This window comes from Mycobacterium neglectum (assembly GCF_002591975.1).
Classification (GTDB): domain Bacteria; phylum Actinomycetota; class Actinomycetes; order Mycobacteriales; family Mycobacteriaceae; genus Mycobacterium; species Mycobacterium neglectum.
Window position 1 is genome coordinate 199,350 of sequence record NZ_NVQE01000003.1, and the last position, 14,591, is coordinate 213,940.

Genomic DNA, 14,591 nt, shown 5'->3' on the forward strand with positions numbered 1-14,591 from the left:
ATGGCGAACCCGTGGCGCCGCGCGGTCGATCTGCTTCGGCAGCGCGACCCCGAATTCGATGCACTGCGACGTGCCACGCGGGCCGCGATCGTGGTACCCATCTCGGCTGCGGTCGGATTCACCGTCGGAACTGGTTCGCAGACAGCGTTGTTCAGCATTTTCGGTTCGGTGGCGCTGCTGATCCTGGTGGACTTCCCCGGAAACCGCCCGGCCCGCACATTCGCCTATTGCGGTCTGGGTGTCAACGGAGCCGTACTGATCACCCTCGGCACGCTGGTGGCCGACCATCCGTTGGTCAGTGTCGTGGTGATGTTCGTTCTCGGTGTGGTGGTGACGTTTTCCGGTGTCCTCAGTGAGATCGTCGCCGCAGGCCAGCGCGCCACTCTGCTGACGTTCGTGCTGCCGGCGTGCCTTCCGGTCGGCCCGATCGCCGACCGTCTGCTCGGCTGGCTCATCGCGCTTGCCGTATGCGTACCCGCGGCACTGTTCATGTTCGCGCCACGCCATCACGACGAATTACGACGTCACTCAGCGCAGGTATGCACCGGGCTGGCCGATGCCCTGGAGGGCACCGGTACGGCCAAGGACGCGACCCGCGCGATGAATGCGCTGTGGGAAAGCTTCCTAGGCGCCGACTTTCGCCCGGTGGGGCTCACCGCGGGCAGCCGGGCACTGGTGCGGGTCGTGGACGACCTCGGCTTCCTTGCGGACCGGATCACCGATGACACCGGTCGCCTGCTCGGCGATCTGAGGCCGCCACTGGTCCGGGTGCTGCGGGATTGCGCTGCGGTGCTGAGTATTTCCGACCCCCCGGCGCGTGCGGCCCGGGGGGCGGACCTCAACTCGGCATTGGCCGAACTGCGATCCGTCGCGCAGGGGCGCTACCGCGAGGACATCATCGAGATACTCGGGTCCACCGACGACGCGGAGGCCGTCGCCGTCGGCCGCAAGTTGTTGGGCCGCCGCACGTTCTCGGCCACCGTGGGCGTGACCGGGCGGATCATCCGCAATGCCGCCGACGCCGACGCCCGTCCGGTGTGGGCGCGCGTTCTGGGCCGTCGACTGCCACCGACGGGAACCGCGGATTGGGTGATGCCGGAGACGACCGCCGTCGCGGCGATCACCAAGGGACTGGTGGCGACCAGGGCGGTGGTGTTGCGCAACAGTCTGCGCACGGGTCTCGGTCTGGCCCTTGCCGTCGCGGTCACCCAGGTGTTCCCGCTGCAGAACGGCTTCTGGGTGGTGCTGGGCGCGTTGTCCGTGCTGCGCAGTAGTGCGCTGACGACGGGCACCCGGGTTGTTCGCGCAGTGGCCGGTACGGCGCTCGGCTTCATGTTGGGTGTGGTCGTCATCGAACTCGTCGGTGTCGATCCCATCGTCATGTGGGCGCTGCTGCCGTTCGTGGCGTTCGGTTCGGCGTTCGTGCCGGAGGTCGCGTCGTTCATCGCCGGCCAAGCGGCGTTCACGATGATGGTGTTGATCATCTTCAACCTGATCGCACCGACGGGATGGAGCGTCGGGTTGATCCGTATCCAAGACGTCATCATCGGCGCACTGGTCGGCGTCGTCGTGTCGGTGCTGTTGTGGCCGCGCGGAGTGCGCACCCGGGTGTCGACGGTGATCGACGAGTCCTTCGCCGTCGGCGCGAGGTTTCTCACCGCGGCCGTTCTGCGCGTCACCCGTGGTGCGTCCGAGGAGGCGACCAACCGGGTCATTGCACTCAGCCAGGAGGCGCTCCAGGCCTCACGGACGGTTGACGACGCTGTGCGCCAGTATCTTTCGGAGAGCAGCGGGGCGGCCGATGTCCGAGCGCCGGTGGTGCGGCGGGCCAACCGCGCGGTTCGGCTGCGCGCCGCCGCCGAACTGATCGCCGACGTCGTCCCCCCGCCGCACGGTGTGTACGCGCGGACCCGCAAGGTGCTCGAGACGCACACCGAGGCGGTGTGTCAGCACGTCACCGGCGCTTCGAACGGGTCAGCGCTGGAACCGATCAGCGACGACTTCGTGATCGCCCTGCGGGCCGACGCTTCCGACGAAGAACTTGCCGTCGCGGCGGCGCTGCCGTTGGTGACCGCCGCCGCACATGTTGGTGAGCTGGAACTGCTCTATCCGAGAAGCGATCCCGCACCCGTCAAACGCGGTGCGGCATGAGCGCATCCGGCGGGATGGCGCCGAACTTGCCCCCGTTGTAATCCTCGAGCGCCTGGATCACTTCCATCTTGGTGTTCATCACGAACGGGCCGTACTGGAACACGGGTTCGCGTATCGGCTTGCCGCCGAGGATGAGCACTTCGAGCGCGGAACGGTGTGCATCTTGCCCGGCATCGGCGCTCACACTGATCCGGTCGCCCGGCCCGAGCACGGCCAGCTGTCCCTGATGGATCGGATGACCGACCGGTCCGACCGTTCCGCGGCCCGACAGCACATAGACGAGCGCGTTGAAGTCGCGGTTCCACGGCAGATTCAGCCGGGCGCCCGGCTCGATCGTGCTGTGCGCCATGGTGATCGGCGTGTGGGTGGCGCCGGGGCCCCGATGTTGCGCGATGTCGCCCGCGATGAGGCGGACCAGCGCGCCGCCGTCCTCCGAGGACAACAGCTTGGCCTCGTCACCCTCGATCGCCTGGTAGCGCGGTGTCGCGAACTTGTCCTTGCGCGGCAGATTCACCCAGAGCTGGATGCCGTGGAACACACCGCCGCTCTCGACCAGCTCGGCGGGCGGCGTCTCGATGTGCAGAATGCCCGACCCCGCGGTCATCCACTGCGTGGCACCGTCGGTGATCAGCCCACCGCCACCGTGGGAGTCCTGATGGGCGAAGCGTCCGTCGAGCATGTAGGTGACGGTCTCGAAACCGCGGTGCGGATGCCAGTCGGTGCCTCTGGGTTCGCCGGGTTCGTACTCGACCTCACCCATCTGGTCCATGTGCACGAACGGATCGAGGTCGGCGGAACTGACACCGGCGAACGCACGCACGACGGGAAAGCCCTCGCCTTCATGGCCTCGTGGGCCGGTGGTGATCGAGCGGACCGGTCGTTCGGTATCCGACGGTCCGGCCGCGGCAATGCGCGGCAGTGTCAGGGTGTCGGCAGTGATAGCAGGCATGCCATCGATAACCGGACTGTAGTCCGCCTTATTCCGACCCCTCCAACGCGGTTAGCGCCGCCGCACGGGCTTCGGCCGCGGTACCGGCGGCGAGCACGGCTTCGGCCGCGGCGCGGCACTGCGACAGCGACACCTGCGCCAGTCGAGCGCCGACACCCTGGAGGGCAGCGGCGGCCGCCGACAACGACGTGACACCGAGACCGGCGAGTACGCATGCCAGCAGCGGATCCGCGGCGGCCTCCCCGCAGACGCCGACGGGCTTGTCCGCGGCGGCACCGGCCCGCACCGCCATCGCCACCAACGTCAACACGGCGGGCTGCCATGGATCGGTGAGCGCAGCGAGTTCGGCCGACATCCGGTCGGCGGCCATCGTGTACTGAGCGAGGTCGTTGGTGCCGATCGACAGGAAGTCCACGTGGTCGAGAATCCGGTGGGCCAGCAGCGCCGCAGACGGTACCTCGATCATCACGCCCGGCGTCAGGCCATGGAGGCGGACCTGCGCCGCGAATTGTTCGGCCTCCTCTGCGGTGGCGATCATCGGCGCCATCACCCAGGGCTGGTTACCCGTTCGCCTACCGGCGACGGCAATCGCTTCGAGCTGTCGGTCCAGCACGCCTGGATTGCCGAAAGCGATGCGGATGCCCCGCACGCCGAGCGCTGGATTGGCCTCGTCGGGATGCTCGGCGAACTTCAACGGCTTGTCGGAACCCGCATCGAGTGTCCTGATGACCACCTTGCGCCCGGCGAAGGCGTCCAGCACCTCGGCGTAGATGTCGGCCTGCTCATCGACGCTCGGCTCGGTCTCACGGTTCAGGAAGCACAGTTCGGTGCGGAACAGGCCGACGCCCTCGGCCGCGGTTTCACGGGCGGAGCGCGCCGCGGCGCCGTCCTGCACGTTGGCCAGCACAGCGATCGCATGTCCGTCGGAGGTGGCGCCGGGCCCGGTCCAGCGTGCGGTCCGGTCGGCATCGTGTCGCGCCTGCGAGACCGCCTCGGCGGCCGCCGCGGCATCGGGGGCGACGGTAACGGTTCCCACCGTGCCGTCGACGAGCACCATCGTCCCGCTATCGACGGCGTCCAGGCCCTCGATGGCGACGACACACGGGATGCCGAGTTGTCGCGCAATGATCGCGGTGTGGCTGGTGGGCCCGCCCAGCGTCGTGGCCAGCGCGACGACCAACGTCGGGTCCAGGCCCGCGGTGTCGGCGGGCGCGAGGTCTTGGGCGCACAGAATCGACGGCACCGCAGGCACCGGAACACCGGGTTCGGGCAGACCTTTCAACTCAGCGATCACGCGGTCGCGGATATCCCGCAGATCGGTCACCCGTTCGGCCATCAGGCCGCCGAGTTTGGTGAACAAATCGGTGAACTGCTCGACGGCGCCTGCCACCGCTCGGACGGCGGGAGCGCCTTCGGTGATCCGCTTCTCGGCGGCGCCCAACCATGCCCGGTCCTGCGCCAGGGTCGCGGTCGCGGCCAGCACCTCGGAGGCGGCACCCGTCGCGTGGGCCGCACGGTCACGCAGCCGTGATGCGACTGCGGCCGCGGCAGCCGTGAAGCGGGCCGCCTCGGCCGACGGGTCGGACTCAGATACGTCGCCTGAAGCGTCGTCGTCGAGCGACGGCGGCCGGCCTGGCCTGATCACCGGCGCGTAGGCGACGCCGGGGACCACCGGAACACCGAAAAGAGCAGTACCGGCTGGGAGTGACGTAGACGGGGATGCAGCGCTCATGTGAATCAGATTACAAGAAAAGCTTGACAAGTCAACACAAACAGTAGTAAAACCAATTAAATCAACATTGAGACGGTTCGATACCCACACATACGGAGCCACATGTACGCCGAAGAGCGCCAGCAGGCGATCGCCTCACTGGTGATCGCGCATGGCCGCGCCTCGGTCACCGAATTGGCGCAGGCCTATGACGTCACCACCGAGACGGTCCGGCGCGATCTCGCCGCACTGGACAAGGCGGGGGTGTTGCGGCGAGTGCACGGTGGTGCGGTCCCGGCGCGCGCACTCCACCTCGTCGAGGCCGGTGTGGGCGAGCGTGAGGCCACCCGGGCCGAGCACAAGGACGCGATTGCGGCAGCGGCCGCCGAACTGCTGCCGCAGGGCGGCGCCACAGTGCTACTGGATGCGGGCACCACCACCGCACGCGTCGCCGCTCATCTCCCCACCGATCGGGAGCTTGTGGTGGTGACAAACTCGGTACCGGTCGCCGCCCGCCTTGCTGCGATGCCGTCGGTCTCGCTTCAGCTTCTCGGCGGCAGGGTCCGCGGCGTCACCCAGGCCACGGTCGGCGAACAGACACTTCGGGTGCTGGACACGATGCGCGTCGACATCGCGTTCATCGGAACCAACGGAATCACCGTCCGCCACGGCCTGTCCACACCGGACAGCGATGAAGCGGCGGTCAAGCGTGCCATGGTCAGTGCGGCGAATTATGTGGTCGCGGTGGCCGACTCCTCCAAGGTCGGGCTCGAAGACTTCGTCAGCTTCGCTCCGCTGTCGGTAGTCGACACACTGATCACCGACTCTGAGATCACCGACACCGACCGCGCTCAGTTCACCGAGCAGGGCGTGGAGGTGGTGGTCGCATGATCGTCACCGTCACGCCGAACCCGAGCATCGACCGGACCGTCACCCTCACCACACCGCTCACGCGCGGCGCCGTGCACCGGGTCACGTCGGTCACCACCGAGGCCGGTGGAAAGGGCGTCAATGTCGCGCGGGCACTGACGTCGGCCGGCGTGGACGCGATCGCGCTGCTGCCTGCGCCCGCCGCGGATCCCCTGATCGCCGCCCTACACGTCGCCGCGGTGCCCTTTCGTTGTGTGTCCACCGATGAGCCGGTGCGCACCAACCTCACGATCACCGAACACGACGGAACCACAACCAAACTCAACGAACCGGGCGCCGCCATGGACGCACCGACCGTCGACGCGCTCACCCAGTCCGTGGTCGCCGCGGCGGAGTCCGCGTCCTGGGTGCTGTTGTCTGGTTCGCTCCCGCCCGGGATGCCCGACGGCTGGTACGCGGACGTCGTGGCGATGCTTGCCGCATTCGGTTGCCGGGTCGCCGTCGACACGTCCGACCGCCCGTTGACGGCCCTCGTCGAGTCCTTCGACCGCGCCGCCCCCGATCTCATCAAGCCCAACGCCGAGGAACTCGCCAGTGTGCTGGGGTTCTCTCCCCTTGCATTGGAAGCCGCTGTCGCCCAAGGTGACCCGGAACCGGTGGTCTCTGCGGCCCGACGATTGATCGATCGGGGCGTCGGCGCTGTGCTCGCCACGCTCGGATCCGCAGGCGCCGTCCTGGTCGACGACGAAGGCAGCTGGTTCGCCACCCCGCCGCCCATCACACCGCGCAGCACCGTCGGCGCAGGAGATGCCGCCCTCGCCGGCTACATCCGCGCCCAGGTCGCAGGTGCGGCTCCCCCGCAGCGACTGCAGATGGCGGTCGCCTACGGCAGCGCCGCTGCCGCCTTGCCCGGATCGGCTCAGCCGGGCCCGGCAGATCTCGACCTCGATGCCGTACACGTACTTCACCTCGCCCCGACAAACCCGCCGCCAACCCGAAAGTAACGCCATGACCATCATCAACACCGATCTGGTCCTGCTCGACGTCAACGCAGGTGACGACAAGCAGGCGGTGATCCGTAGTCTCGTGCAGCGTCTCGCCGATTCCGGACGCTCCACCGACGCCGACGGCTTGTTCGCCGCGGCGATGGCACGCGAGGAGCAGTCGGCGACCGGCCTGCCGGGCGGCATCGCGATCCCGCACTGTCGCTCACCGCACGTCGACAGCGCCTCGATAGGTTTCGCGCGTTTGAAGCCGCCCGTCGATTTCGGTGCGCCCGACGGGCCCGCCGATCTGGCCTTCCTGATCGCGGCCCCCGAATCCGGCGGTGCAGAGCACATGAAGCTGCTGTCCAGCCTCGCACGCGCGTTGGTGCGCAAGGACTTCGTCGAGTCGCTCCGGCAGGCCACCACACCCGCCGAAGTGGTCGCGCTCGTCGACGGAGTACTCAACCCCGATAAGGCCACTCCCGCAAAAGAACCCGTTCCAGAGCGGACAAGGACGCTGCTCGCGGTCACCGCCTGCCCGACCGGTATCGCGCACACCTACATGGCCGCCGATTCGCTGGCCGCCGCGGCGAAGGACGCCGGCGTCGCACTTCATGTCGAGACGCAGGGATCCTCGGGCAGCACACCGCTGGATGCGTCGACGATCGCGGCGGCCGACGCCGTCATATTCGCCACCGATGTCGGCGTCAAGGACAAGCATCGGTTCGCGGGCAAGCCCGTGATCGCGTCAGGTGTGAAACGGGCGATCAACGAGCCCGGCAAGATGATCGCCGAAGCCCTTGCCGCAGCAGATAATCCGAACTCAGCCCGCGTGGACGGCGGCGCAGGGCCGTCGGCACCCAGCGCGACGCAGGCAGGTGGGGTCGGCTGGGGCACCCGCACGCGCCAGATTCTGCTCACCGGTGTGAGCTACATGATCCCGTTCGTCGCCGCCGGTGGTCTGCTGATCGCGCTCGGCTTCCTGTTCGGCGGCTACGAGATCGCAAACTCGGCCGAGGGCGAACAGCCCTCACTGGCCTACGGATTCGGATCTATCGGCCACGTCATCGCCAGTACCAACTCGTTGACCAACCTGCCCGCCGGAGGGCTGCTCCAGTATCTCGGAGCGGTGCTGTTCACCCTCGGCGGGCTGGCATTCATGTTCCTGGTGCCCGCGCTGGCCGGCTACATTTCGTTCGCGATCGCCGACCGGCCGGGTATCGCCCCCGGCTTCACCGCTGGCGCCGTCGCGGTCTTCGTCGGCGGCGGCTTCATCGGCGGCATCGTCGGCGGGTTGATCGCCGGCTTCACCGCACTGTGGATAAGCCGGATCGCCGCCCCGCGGTGGCTTCGCGGCTTGATGCCGGTGGTGATCATCCCGTTGTTCGCATCGCTGGCGGTCGGCCTGTTGATGTTCCTGCTGCTCGGTCGTCCACTGGCGGCGATCACGTCGGGCCTGACCAACTGGCTCGGTGGCATGTCGGGCAGTTCCGTCATCATTCTCGGCGTCATCCTCGGCCTGATGATGTGCTTCGACCTCGGCGGCCCGGTGAACAAGGCCGCCTACGCATTCGCGACCGCGGGCCTCAACGTCGCTGACCCCGCATCGCTGCGCATCATGGCCGCGGTGATGGCCGCGGGCATGGTTCCCCCGCTGGCGATGGCGCTGGCCTCAACGATTCGGCCGAACGTGTTCACCGAGCCGGAGCGGGAAAACGGCCGGGCCGCTTGGCTTCTCGGTGCGTCGTTCATCTCGGAGGGAGCGATCCCATTCGCCGCGGCTGATCCGCTGCGAGTGATCCCGTCGATGATGTTCGGCGGCGCCATCACCGGTGCGTTGATCATGGCTTTCGACGTCACCCTGAAAGCACCGCATGGCGGGATATTCGTCTTCTTCGCCATCGGAAACCTGCTTTGGTTCCTCGTGGCCCTCGCAGCCGGCACCGTGGCGGGCGCACTTGCCGTCATCGCCGCCAAGCAGTTCGTCAAGCCCGCCGCGGACGTCGAAGACGCGCCCGCACTCGCGGCGGCCTGACCCCTAACACCCACCACCACTGAAGGAGATCACTCATGCCCGCCAAGACCGTCATCGTCGGATCGTCGATCGGCCTGCACGCCCGCCCCGCTGCCATCATCGCCGAAGAGGTGGTGAAAGCAGGGGTGCCCGTGTTCCTCTCGCTGGACGGCGGTGAGCCCGTTGACGCCGGTTCGGCGCTGATGATCATGACGCTCGGCGCGGGCAACGGCGCACAGGTGACCGTCGCCTGTGACGACGCGGAGGTTCTCGCCGCGGTCGCCGGGCTGGTCCAGCAGGACCTCGACGCCTGACCGCAGGCGACCTGCACCGGAACAAGATTGCGGACCTGACCCCCCGCGCGGCCCCTTAAGATTGGCTGCGTGCAATCAGGCAGTCGGCTTGACGTGAGAATTTGTCCTGCCCGGGGGACCGTCGGGGGTTTGCTGTGGGGGCACCGGCATACTGCCTGCTTGTCGAGTTTCGGGGGAGGTGCATAACGAGTGCACCGCATAGGTGTGCTGCTGGTGGTGCTGTTGCTGGCGTTGTTCAGCGCTCCGCCTGCAGTCGCGATCGAACCACCCACTATCGATCCGGCGGCTGTGCCGCCGGACGAGACGGGTCCCGATCAGCCCACCGAACAGCGTCGGGTCTGCTCGGCCCCCACGGCATTCCCCAACTCGAATTTCGCCGACAAGCCCTGGGCGAACGACTACCTGCGCCTCGCCGAGGCGCAAAAATCCGCAACGGGCGCGGGGATAACTGTCGCCGTCATCGACACCGGGGTCAACGGCTCGCCTCGGGTGCCCGCTGAGCCCGGCGGCGACTTCGTGGACCAAGCGGGCAACGGCATGTCCGACTGCGATTCCCATGGAACGCTGACCGCGTCGATCATCGCCGGCCGGCCCGCACCGACGGACGGGTTCATCGGGGTCGCGCCCGACGCCCGCATCCTGTCGCTGCGGCAGACGTCAGAGGCGTTTCAACCCGTCGGCGCGCGCACCGATCCCAATGACCCGAACACCACCCAGACCGCCGGGTCGCTGCGAAGTCTGGCACGCGCGGTCGTGCACGCGGCCAACCTCGGCGCGCAGGTCATCAACATCAGCGAGGCAGCCTGCTACAAGGTGACCAGGCCGATCGATGAAACTGGGCTCGGCGCCGCGATCAACTACGCGGTCAACGTCAAGGGTGCGGTCATCGTCGTCGCGGCGGGCAACACCGGCCAGGACTGTAGCCAGAACCCGCCGCCCGATCCCGCGATACCCGCCGATCCGCGCGGCTGGAAGCAGGTACAGACGATCGTCAGTCCGGCGTGGTACTCGCCGCTGGTGCTCACCGTCGGCGGCGTCGCCCAGAACGGTCAGCCGAGCACCTTCTCGGTGTCCGGACCGTGGGTTGGCGCCGCGGCACCGGCAGAGAACCTGGTGGCGCTCGGCTACGACGGACGGCCCGTGAACGCGTTGACCGGACAGGACGGTCCGATCCCGATCAGTGGCACCTCGTTCGCGGCCGCATACGTGTCCGGGCTGGCGGCACTGCTCAAACAACGCTTCCCCGTCCTGACCCCCGCTCAGATCATGAACAGGATCACCGCAACGGCACGGCACCCCGGCGGTGGCGTCGACAATTACGTCGGTGCAGGCGTCATCGACCCGGTCGCCGCGCTGACCTGGGACGTGCCTGCGGGTCCGGAGCGAGTTCCCTACCAGGTCAAGGAGATTCCGGCACCAGTGGTCATCCCGCCGCCGGACCGAGGACCGATCACCGCCGTCGTCATCACCGGAGTCGCCCTGGCGCTCGCGCTGGGACTCGGCGCCCTGGCTCGCCGCGCACTGAGGCGCCGATGAGAAACTTTGCGTCCCATTTCGGGCTGCGCTTCACCACCGGTCACGCCATCTGGGCGGCAGTGCTGATTCCCGCCTGCATCCTGCTGTTCATCCAGCTCGATCTGCTTTGGCTGGGGATCACCCTGGCGGTAATCATCGCTCTCGCAGCCGTACTGACGATTCGCGGGCGACGGCTCACCGGCTGGATCGCGGCCGTGTTCGCGTGGCGGCGGCGCCATCGCAATGTTCCGGACCGGCCGTCCGAGCCGGCCGTCGGTTCCACCGTGATGCCCGGCGACCACGTCGCCGTCCGCTGGCAGGACGGCTACCTGGTCTCGGCCATCGAACTGGTCCCGCGGCCGTTCACGCCAACTGTGATCGTCAACGGTGAGGCCTATTCCGACGACGTGATCGACACCCGACTGGTCGAGCGATTGGTCGCCGCACACTGTCCCGATCTCGAGGCCGACGTGGTGTCGGCGGGGTATCGAGTGGGCAAGACCGCACCGTCGAGCCTGGTGGCGCTGTATGAGCAGGTCGTTGGGCCCTACCCCGCACCGGCGAATCGGCGCACATGGATCGTGTTGAGGGCAGACCCGGAGCGCACGCGTAAGTCCGCACAGCGGCGCGATTCCGGTGTGGCCGGACTCGCACGGTATCTCGTTGCATCGGTGACGCGGATCGCAGATCAGCTGTCCAGCAACGGTGTTGATGCCCGGGCCATCCGTAGCTTCGACGACTTCGACCGGGCGACCGAGATCAGCTTCGAACGCGAGACATGGTCGGCAATCAAAGGCCGCAGCACCTTCACCGCCGCGTACACCGCGCCGGGCGGCCCCGACGCGTGGTGGTCGGCGCGCGCCGATCACACCATCACCCGGGTCCGCATCCGGCCCGGTGAGGCTCCCACCGCCACCGTGCTGTTGACGACGCTCGCGAATCCGTCGACGCCGCGGGGGTTTTCCTGCCTGTTCGGCGGGCAGCGGGCCGCGTTGCACGGCATCAGCCCGGTCAACGACCGTCACTATGAACTGCCCGTCGGATCTGCCGGGGTTCTCGTCGGCGAGACCGCGGACCGCTATCCGGTGTACATGCCGTTCGACGACATCGACGTGAGCATCAACCTCGGCGACGCCCGGTTGTTCACCCAGTTCGTCGTGCGATCGGCGGCCGCGGGCGCGGTGGTCACCCTGCTACCGCAGTTCGCCGAGTTCGCCGGGTCTATCAACGGCCACATCGGGCAGGACGCCAAGGTGGCCTGGCCCAACGCCACGACGTACCTGGGTCCGCACCCCGGCGTTGGACGAGTTATCTTGCGGGACAACTTCATCGACACCCCACGGCATAAGCAGCTACCGATCCGGTTGATCAACCCCCGTGAGGAAAGCCGCTACCAGATGGCGCTGGAGGGCTGAGGTCGTGACGGTCCAACGGGTGGAGCCCAGCGCCCTCACCGGCCAAGCCACCGAGATGAAGGGGCAAAACTGGAACAGCCCCTCCGAGGATGCGGTGTTACCACCGGATGCCCTGCCCTCCACGAACGATGCGATCGCCAACCTCAACGCCAACGCGCAGTCGTTGAAAGAGTTGGAGCGGTGGGCCGAAGTCGAGAACCAACGCATTGCCGAGATGCTGGACATCGCCGCGCAGGCCTACCAGAAGGTCGACGACGACTACGGCAGGGCGCTCGACAATCCCGAACGCGCCGCGGCAGTCGACGCCATCACCATTCCGTCTCCGCAGACACCGCCTCCCGAAATCCCTGTTCCCCCAGGCACTCCGCGACTACTCGATGCGAGCGGATATAGCAACGTCATACAGACCCAGGCCGAGCTGAGCGCGCCGGACACCGGCGCTTCGCTCAAGACCGCGATGTTGCTGTGGGGCATTGCGTCCAACCGTGTCGACAACAACAAGCCGAAGCCTCCGCCCGGCGACTGGGAGGGTGAGGCCGCCGACGCCGCCTACGCACGGATGACCACGTTCGGCAACTGGCTGACTCAGCTGTCCGGAGCCTGGTACGACCTGGCCGAAGCCGCGTCGAAAATTCTTTCGGCACATGACAAAGCAAAGAGCACGCACGATCCCATCGCCAAGGAGTACACCGAGCTGGAAGCGCGGATTCGCCAACTCTCCAGCGTGAGCGCGCCACACGGCGGCGTCCGGGTCCAGAGGGAGATGGAGCGGATCCGCCAGCGCATGGAGGAGCTCCAGGCGCAGTCCGACGAGGTGCGCCAGGATTATGCGAATGGCGCGACGTTCACACCGGTCCGCCCTGCCGACCCGCCGTTCAAACCGGGCGACGGCCTGACGTCCGCGGGTAGCGGCAGCGGAGGCGGCGGTGCCGGTGACCAACCCGCCGGGGAGTCGGCCGCGATGGCCCGGAAGATGGGCGAGTCAATGGGAAGCCCGCAGCCGCAGTCGGGTTCGCCGCAGGGTGGCGGCGCCGGTGGCGGGTCACCGTCGGGCGGTGGATCGCCCTCGGGAGGCGCCGGCGCCGGCAGCCCGAGCGAGACGCCCGACGGCGAGACGCCCGACGGAACGTCGAAAGTACCCGCCGATCCGAACCTGCGACCCGCAGCGGGGGGCGGCGGGGCCGGGGGCGCCAGCGCAGGGTCTGCGCCTCTTTCGCCCGCAGTGACGCCCGAAACCGTCGCGCCGGGCCCGCCCATGCCCGTCGGCGCCGGACCCGCGGCCGGTACCGCGACCCAGGGTGGCATCGCAGGTGGGATGGGCGGTATGGCGCCCATGCACGGCGCGCAGGGCGCACAGCAGGGCAAGGAGAAGCGTCGCGATCCGCTCACGGCACCCGACGAGGACCTGTACGTCGAGGACCGCGCGTGGACCGAGGCGGTCATCGGTAATCGCCGCCGCAGGGACGTGCAGGACGGCAAACAAAGCGAGCAGGACGACCAGTGACCGACGAGATGCATCCGGAGGTCGCCGCCGTCCTGCAGCAGGCGCAACGGTTGCAGTCACTGATGGATGAGCAGTTGTACAAGATGAACCACCAGACGTTCACCGCCACCGACGACGCCGAGACGGTCGAGGTGACGCTCAACGGCCACCACCACCTCACCGGCACGTTCATCGCCGACGGACTGCTGCGGCTGGGTGCGCCGACGGTTGAGAAGCGACTCAACGAGGCATTACAGAAGGCGAGCGATGCCGCGACCGAGTCGATCGAGCGCGACAGGGACCGCATCGACGCCGCGGTCGCAGACATCACCGCCGACCTGCGCGCCGACGAACCTTAGTATCGTTCGACCGTGCCCCGCGATCATGGGGACCCGGGCGACGCCCCTTCGGTCCCTCCCCCACTCACTGAAGTCGCGGATTCCAGCCGCCCCTCCGCTGCGGAGGAAGCCCGCACCATCGCGGGATCGACCAACACCGGCACCCTCGCCACACTCACCGAAAGCGGCGATCCGTGGGCCTCGTACGTGACGTACGGATTGCTCGGCGGCGCACCGGTACTGTGCGTCTCCAATCTCGCCGAGCACGGTCGCAATCTGGCTGGCGACCCGAGGGCGAGCATCGCGATCGTCGCGCCGACGTCGGAGTCCGATCCACTTGCCAGTGGCCGCGTCACGCTCGCCGGTGTCGTCGAGATGCCCACAGGTGACGAACTTGCTGCGGCGCGCGATGCGCATCTTTCCGCCGTCGCGGCGGCCAAGTACTACATCGACTACTCCGACTTCACGCTGTGGGTGCTGCGCGTGCATCGGGTGCGCTGGGTCGGCGGGTACGGCCGCATGGAGTCCACCACCGGTGATGACTACTCCGCAGCCACGCCGGATCCGGTTGCGCCGCAGGCCGCAGGGGCAATTGCCCACCTGAACGCCGACCACGCCGACTCGCTCGCCGCGATGGCCAAGGTGCTTGGCGGTTACCCGGACACCAGGGCGGCGACCTGCACCGGCGCCGATCGTTACGGCCTCGATCTGCGGCTCGATACCGAACGCGGCATCGCCTACACCCGGGTCGGCTACGCCACACCGATCGACTCCTACGACCAATTGCGTTCGGCGACCGTCGAGCTGGCGCGTCGGGCGCGAGGGCGCTGAAATACGATCGCGGT

Annotated in this window: 11 protein-coding genes and 1 pseudogene; 10 read left to right on the forward strand and 2 right to left on the reverse strand. The window is 68.0% G+C overall.

What is annotated here, in order from left to right:
• Complete coding sequence (locus CSQ99_RS04210) at positions 1 to 2,151, forward strand: FUSC family protein (protein ID WP_099037782.1); 2,151 nt, start codon at positions 1 to 3, stop codon at positions 2,149 to 2,151.
• Here the strand turns inward: CSQ99_RS04210 and CSQ99_RS04215 are convergent.
• Together CSQ99_RS04215 and ptsP are read right to left on the reverse strand one after the other, a co-directional pair.
• A complete protein-coding gene (locus CSQ99_RS04215; RefSeq protein ID WP_099037783.1) occupies positions 2,132 to 3,100 on the reverse strand; it encodes a pirin family protein in 969 nt (322 codons plus the stop codon). The two genes, CSQ99_RS04210 and CSQ99_RS04215, sit on opposite strands and share 20 nt — an antisense overlap.
• Before the next feature lie 28 nt (positions 3,101 to 3,128).
• Positions 3,129 to 4,832, reverse strand: coding sequence for a phosphoenolpyruvate--protein phosphotransferase (gene ptsP, locus CSQ99_RS04220; RefSeq protein WP_099037784.1), 1,704 nt, complete (start codon positions 4,830 to 4,832; stop codon positions 3,129 to 3,131).
• 102 nt (positions 4,833 to 4,934) lie between these two features.
• On the opposite strand from ptsP, the gene CSQ99_RS04225 reads away from it, so the two are divergent.
• The 9 genes and pseudogenes from CSQ99_RS04225 to CSQ99_RS04265 all read left to right on the forward strand — a co-directional run bounded on the left by CSQ99_RS04225 (position 4,935) and on the right by CSQ99_RS04265 (position 14,577).
• Complete coding sequence (locus CSQ99_RS04225) at positions 4,935 to 5,702, forward strand: DeoR/GlpR family DNA-binding transcription regulator (protein WP_099037785.1); 768 nt, start codon at positions 4,935 to 4,937, stop codon at positions 5,700 to 5,702.
• Entirely contained in the window at positions 5,699 to 6,685 is a 987-nt protein-coding gene (locus tag CSQ99_RS04230; RefSeq protein WP_099037786.1) for a 1-phosphofructokinase family hexose kinase, read from the forward strand. Before CSQ99_RS04225 ends, CSQ99_RS04230 begins: the two co-directional genes overlap by 4 nt.
• A gap of 4 nt (positions 6,686 to 6,689) precedes the next feature.
• Positions 6,690 to 8,702, forward strand: a complete 2,013-nt coding sequence (locus CSQ99_RS04235) for a PTS fructose transporter subunit IIABC (RefSeq protein ID WP_099037787.1) — start codon at positions 6,690 to 6,692, stop codon at positions 8,700 to 8,702.
• A 35-nt stretch (positions 8,703 to 8,737) separates the two neighbouring features.
• Positions 8,738 to 8,914 (forward strand): annotated as a pseudogene (locus CSQ99_RS04240) (HPr family phosphocarrier protein); the annotation flags it as partial.
• A 270-nt stretch (positions 8,915 to 9,184) separates the two neighbouring features.
• A complete protein-coding gene (gene mycP / locus CSQ99_RS04245; RefSeq protein ID WP_099037789.1) occupies positions 9,185 to 10,531 on the forward strand; it encodes a type VII secretion-associated serine protease mycosin in 1,347 nt (448 codons plus the stop codon).
• Positions 10,528 to 11,925: a type VII secretion protein EccE gene (eccE, locus tag CSQ99_RS04250; RefSeq protein WP_099037790.1), complete on the forward strand. Its 1,398-nt coding sequence runs from the start codon at positions 10,528 to 10,530 to the stop codon at positions 11,923 to 11,925. The genes mycP and eccE overlap by 4 nt, the downstream gene beginning before the upstream one ends.
• 4 nt (positions 11,926 to 11,929) lie before the next feature.
• Positions 11,930 to 13,429 carry a PPE domain-containing protein gene (locus tag CSQ99_RS04255; RefSeq protein ID WP_099037791.1) on the forward strand — a complete coding sequence of 500 codons (1,500 nt, stop codon included), beginning with the start codon at positions 11,930 to 11,932 and terminating at the stop codon, positions 13,427 to 13,429.
• Complete coding sequence (locus CSQ99_RS04260; protein ID WP_099037792.1) at positions 13,426 to 13,767, forward strand: YbaB/EbfC family nucleoid-associated protein; 342 nt, start codon at positions 13,426 to 13,428, stop codon at positions 13,765 to 13,767. Before CSQ99_RS04255 ends, CSQ99_RS04260 begins: the two co-directional genes overlap by 4 nt.
• A gap of 12 nt (positions 13,768 to 13,779) precedes the next feature.
• A complete protein-coding gene (locus CSQ99_RS04265) occupies positions 13,780 to 14,577 on the forward strand; it encodes a HugZ family pyridoxamine 5'-phosphate oxidase (RefSeq protein WP_099037793.1) in 798 nt (265 codons plus the stop codon).
• Positions 14,578 to 14,591: the final 14 nt, after the last annotated feature.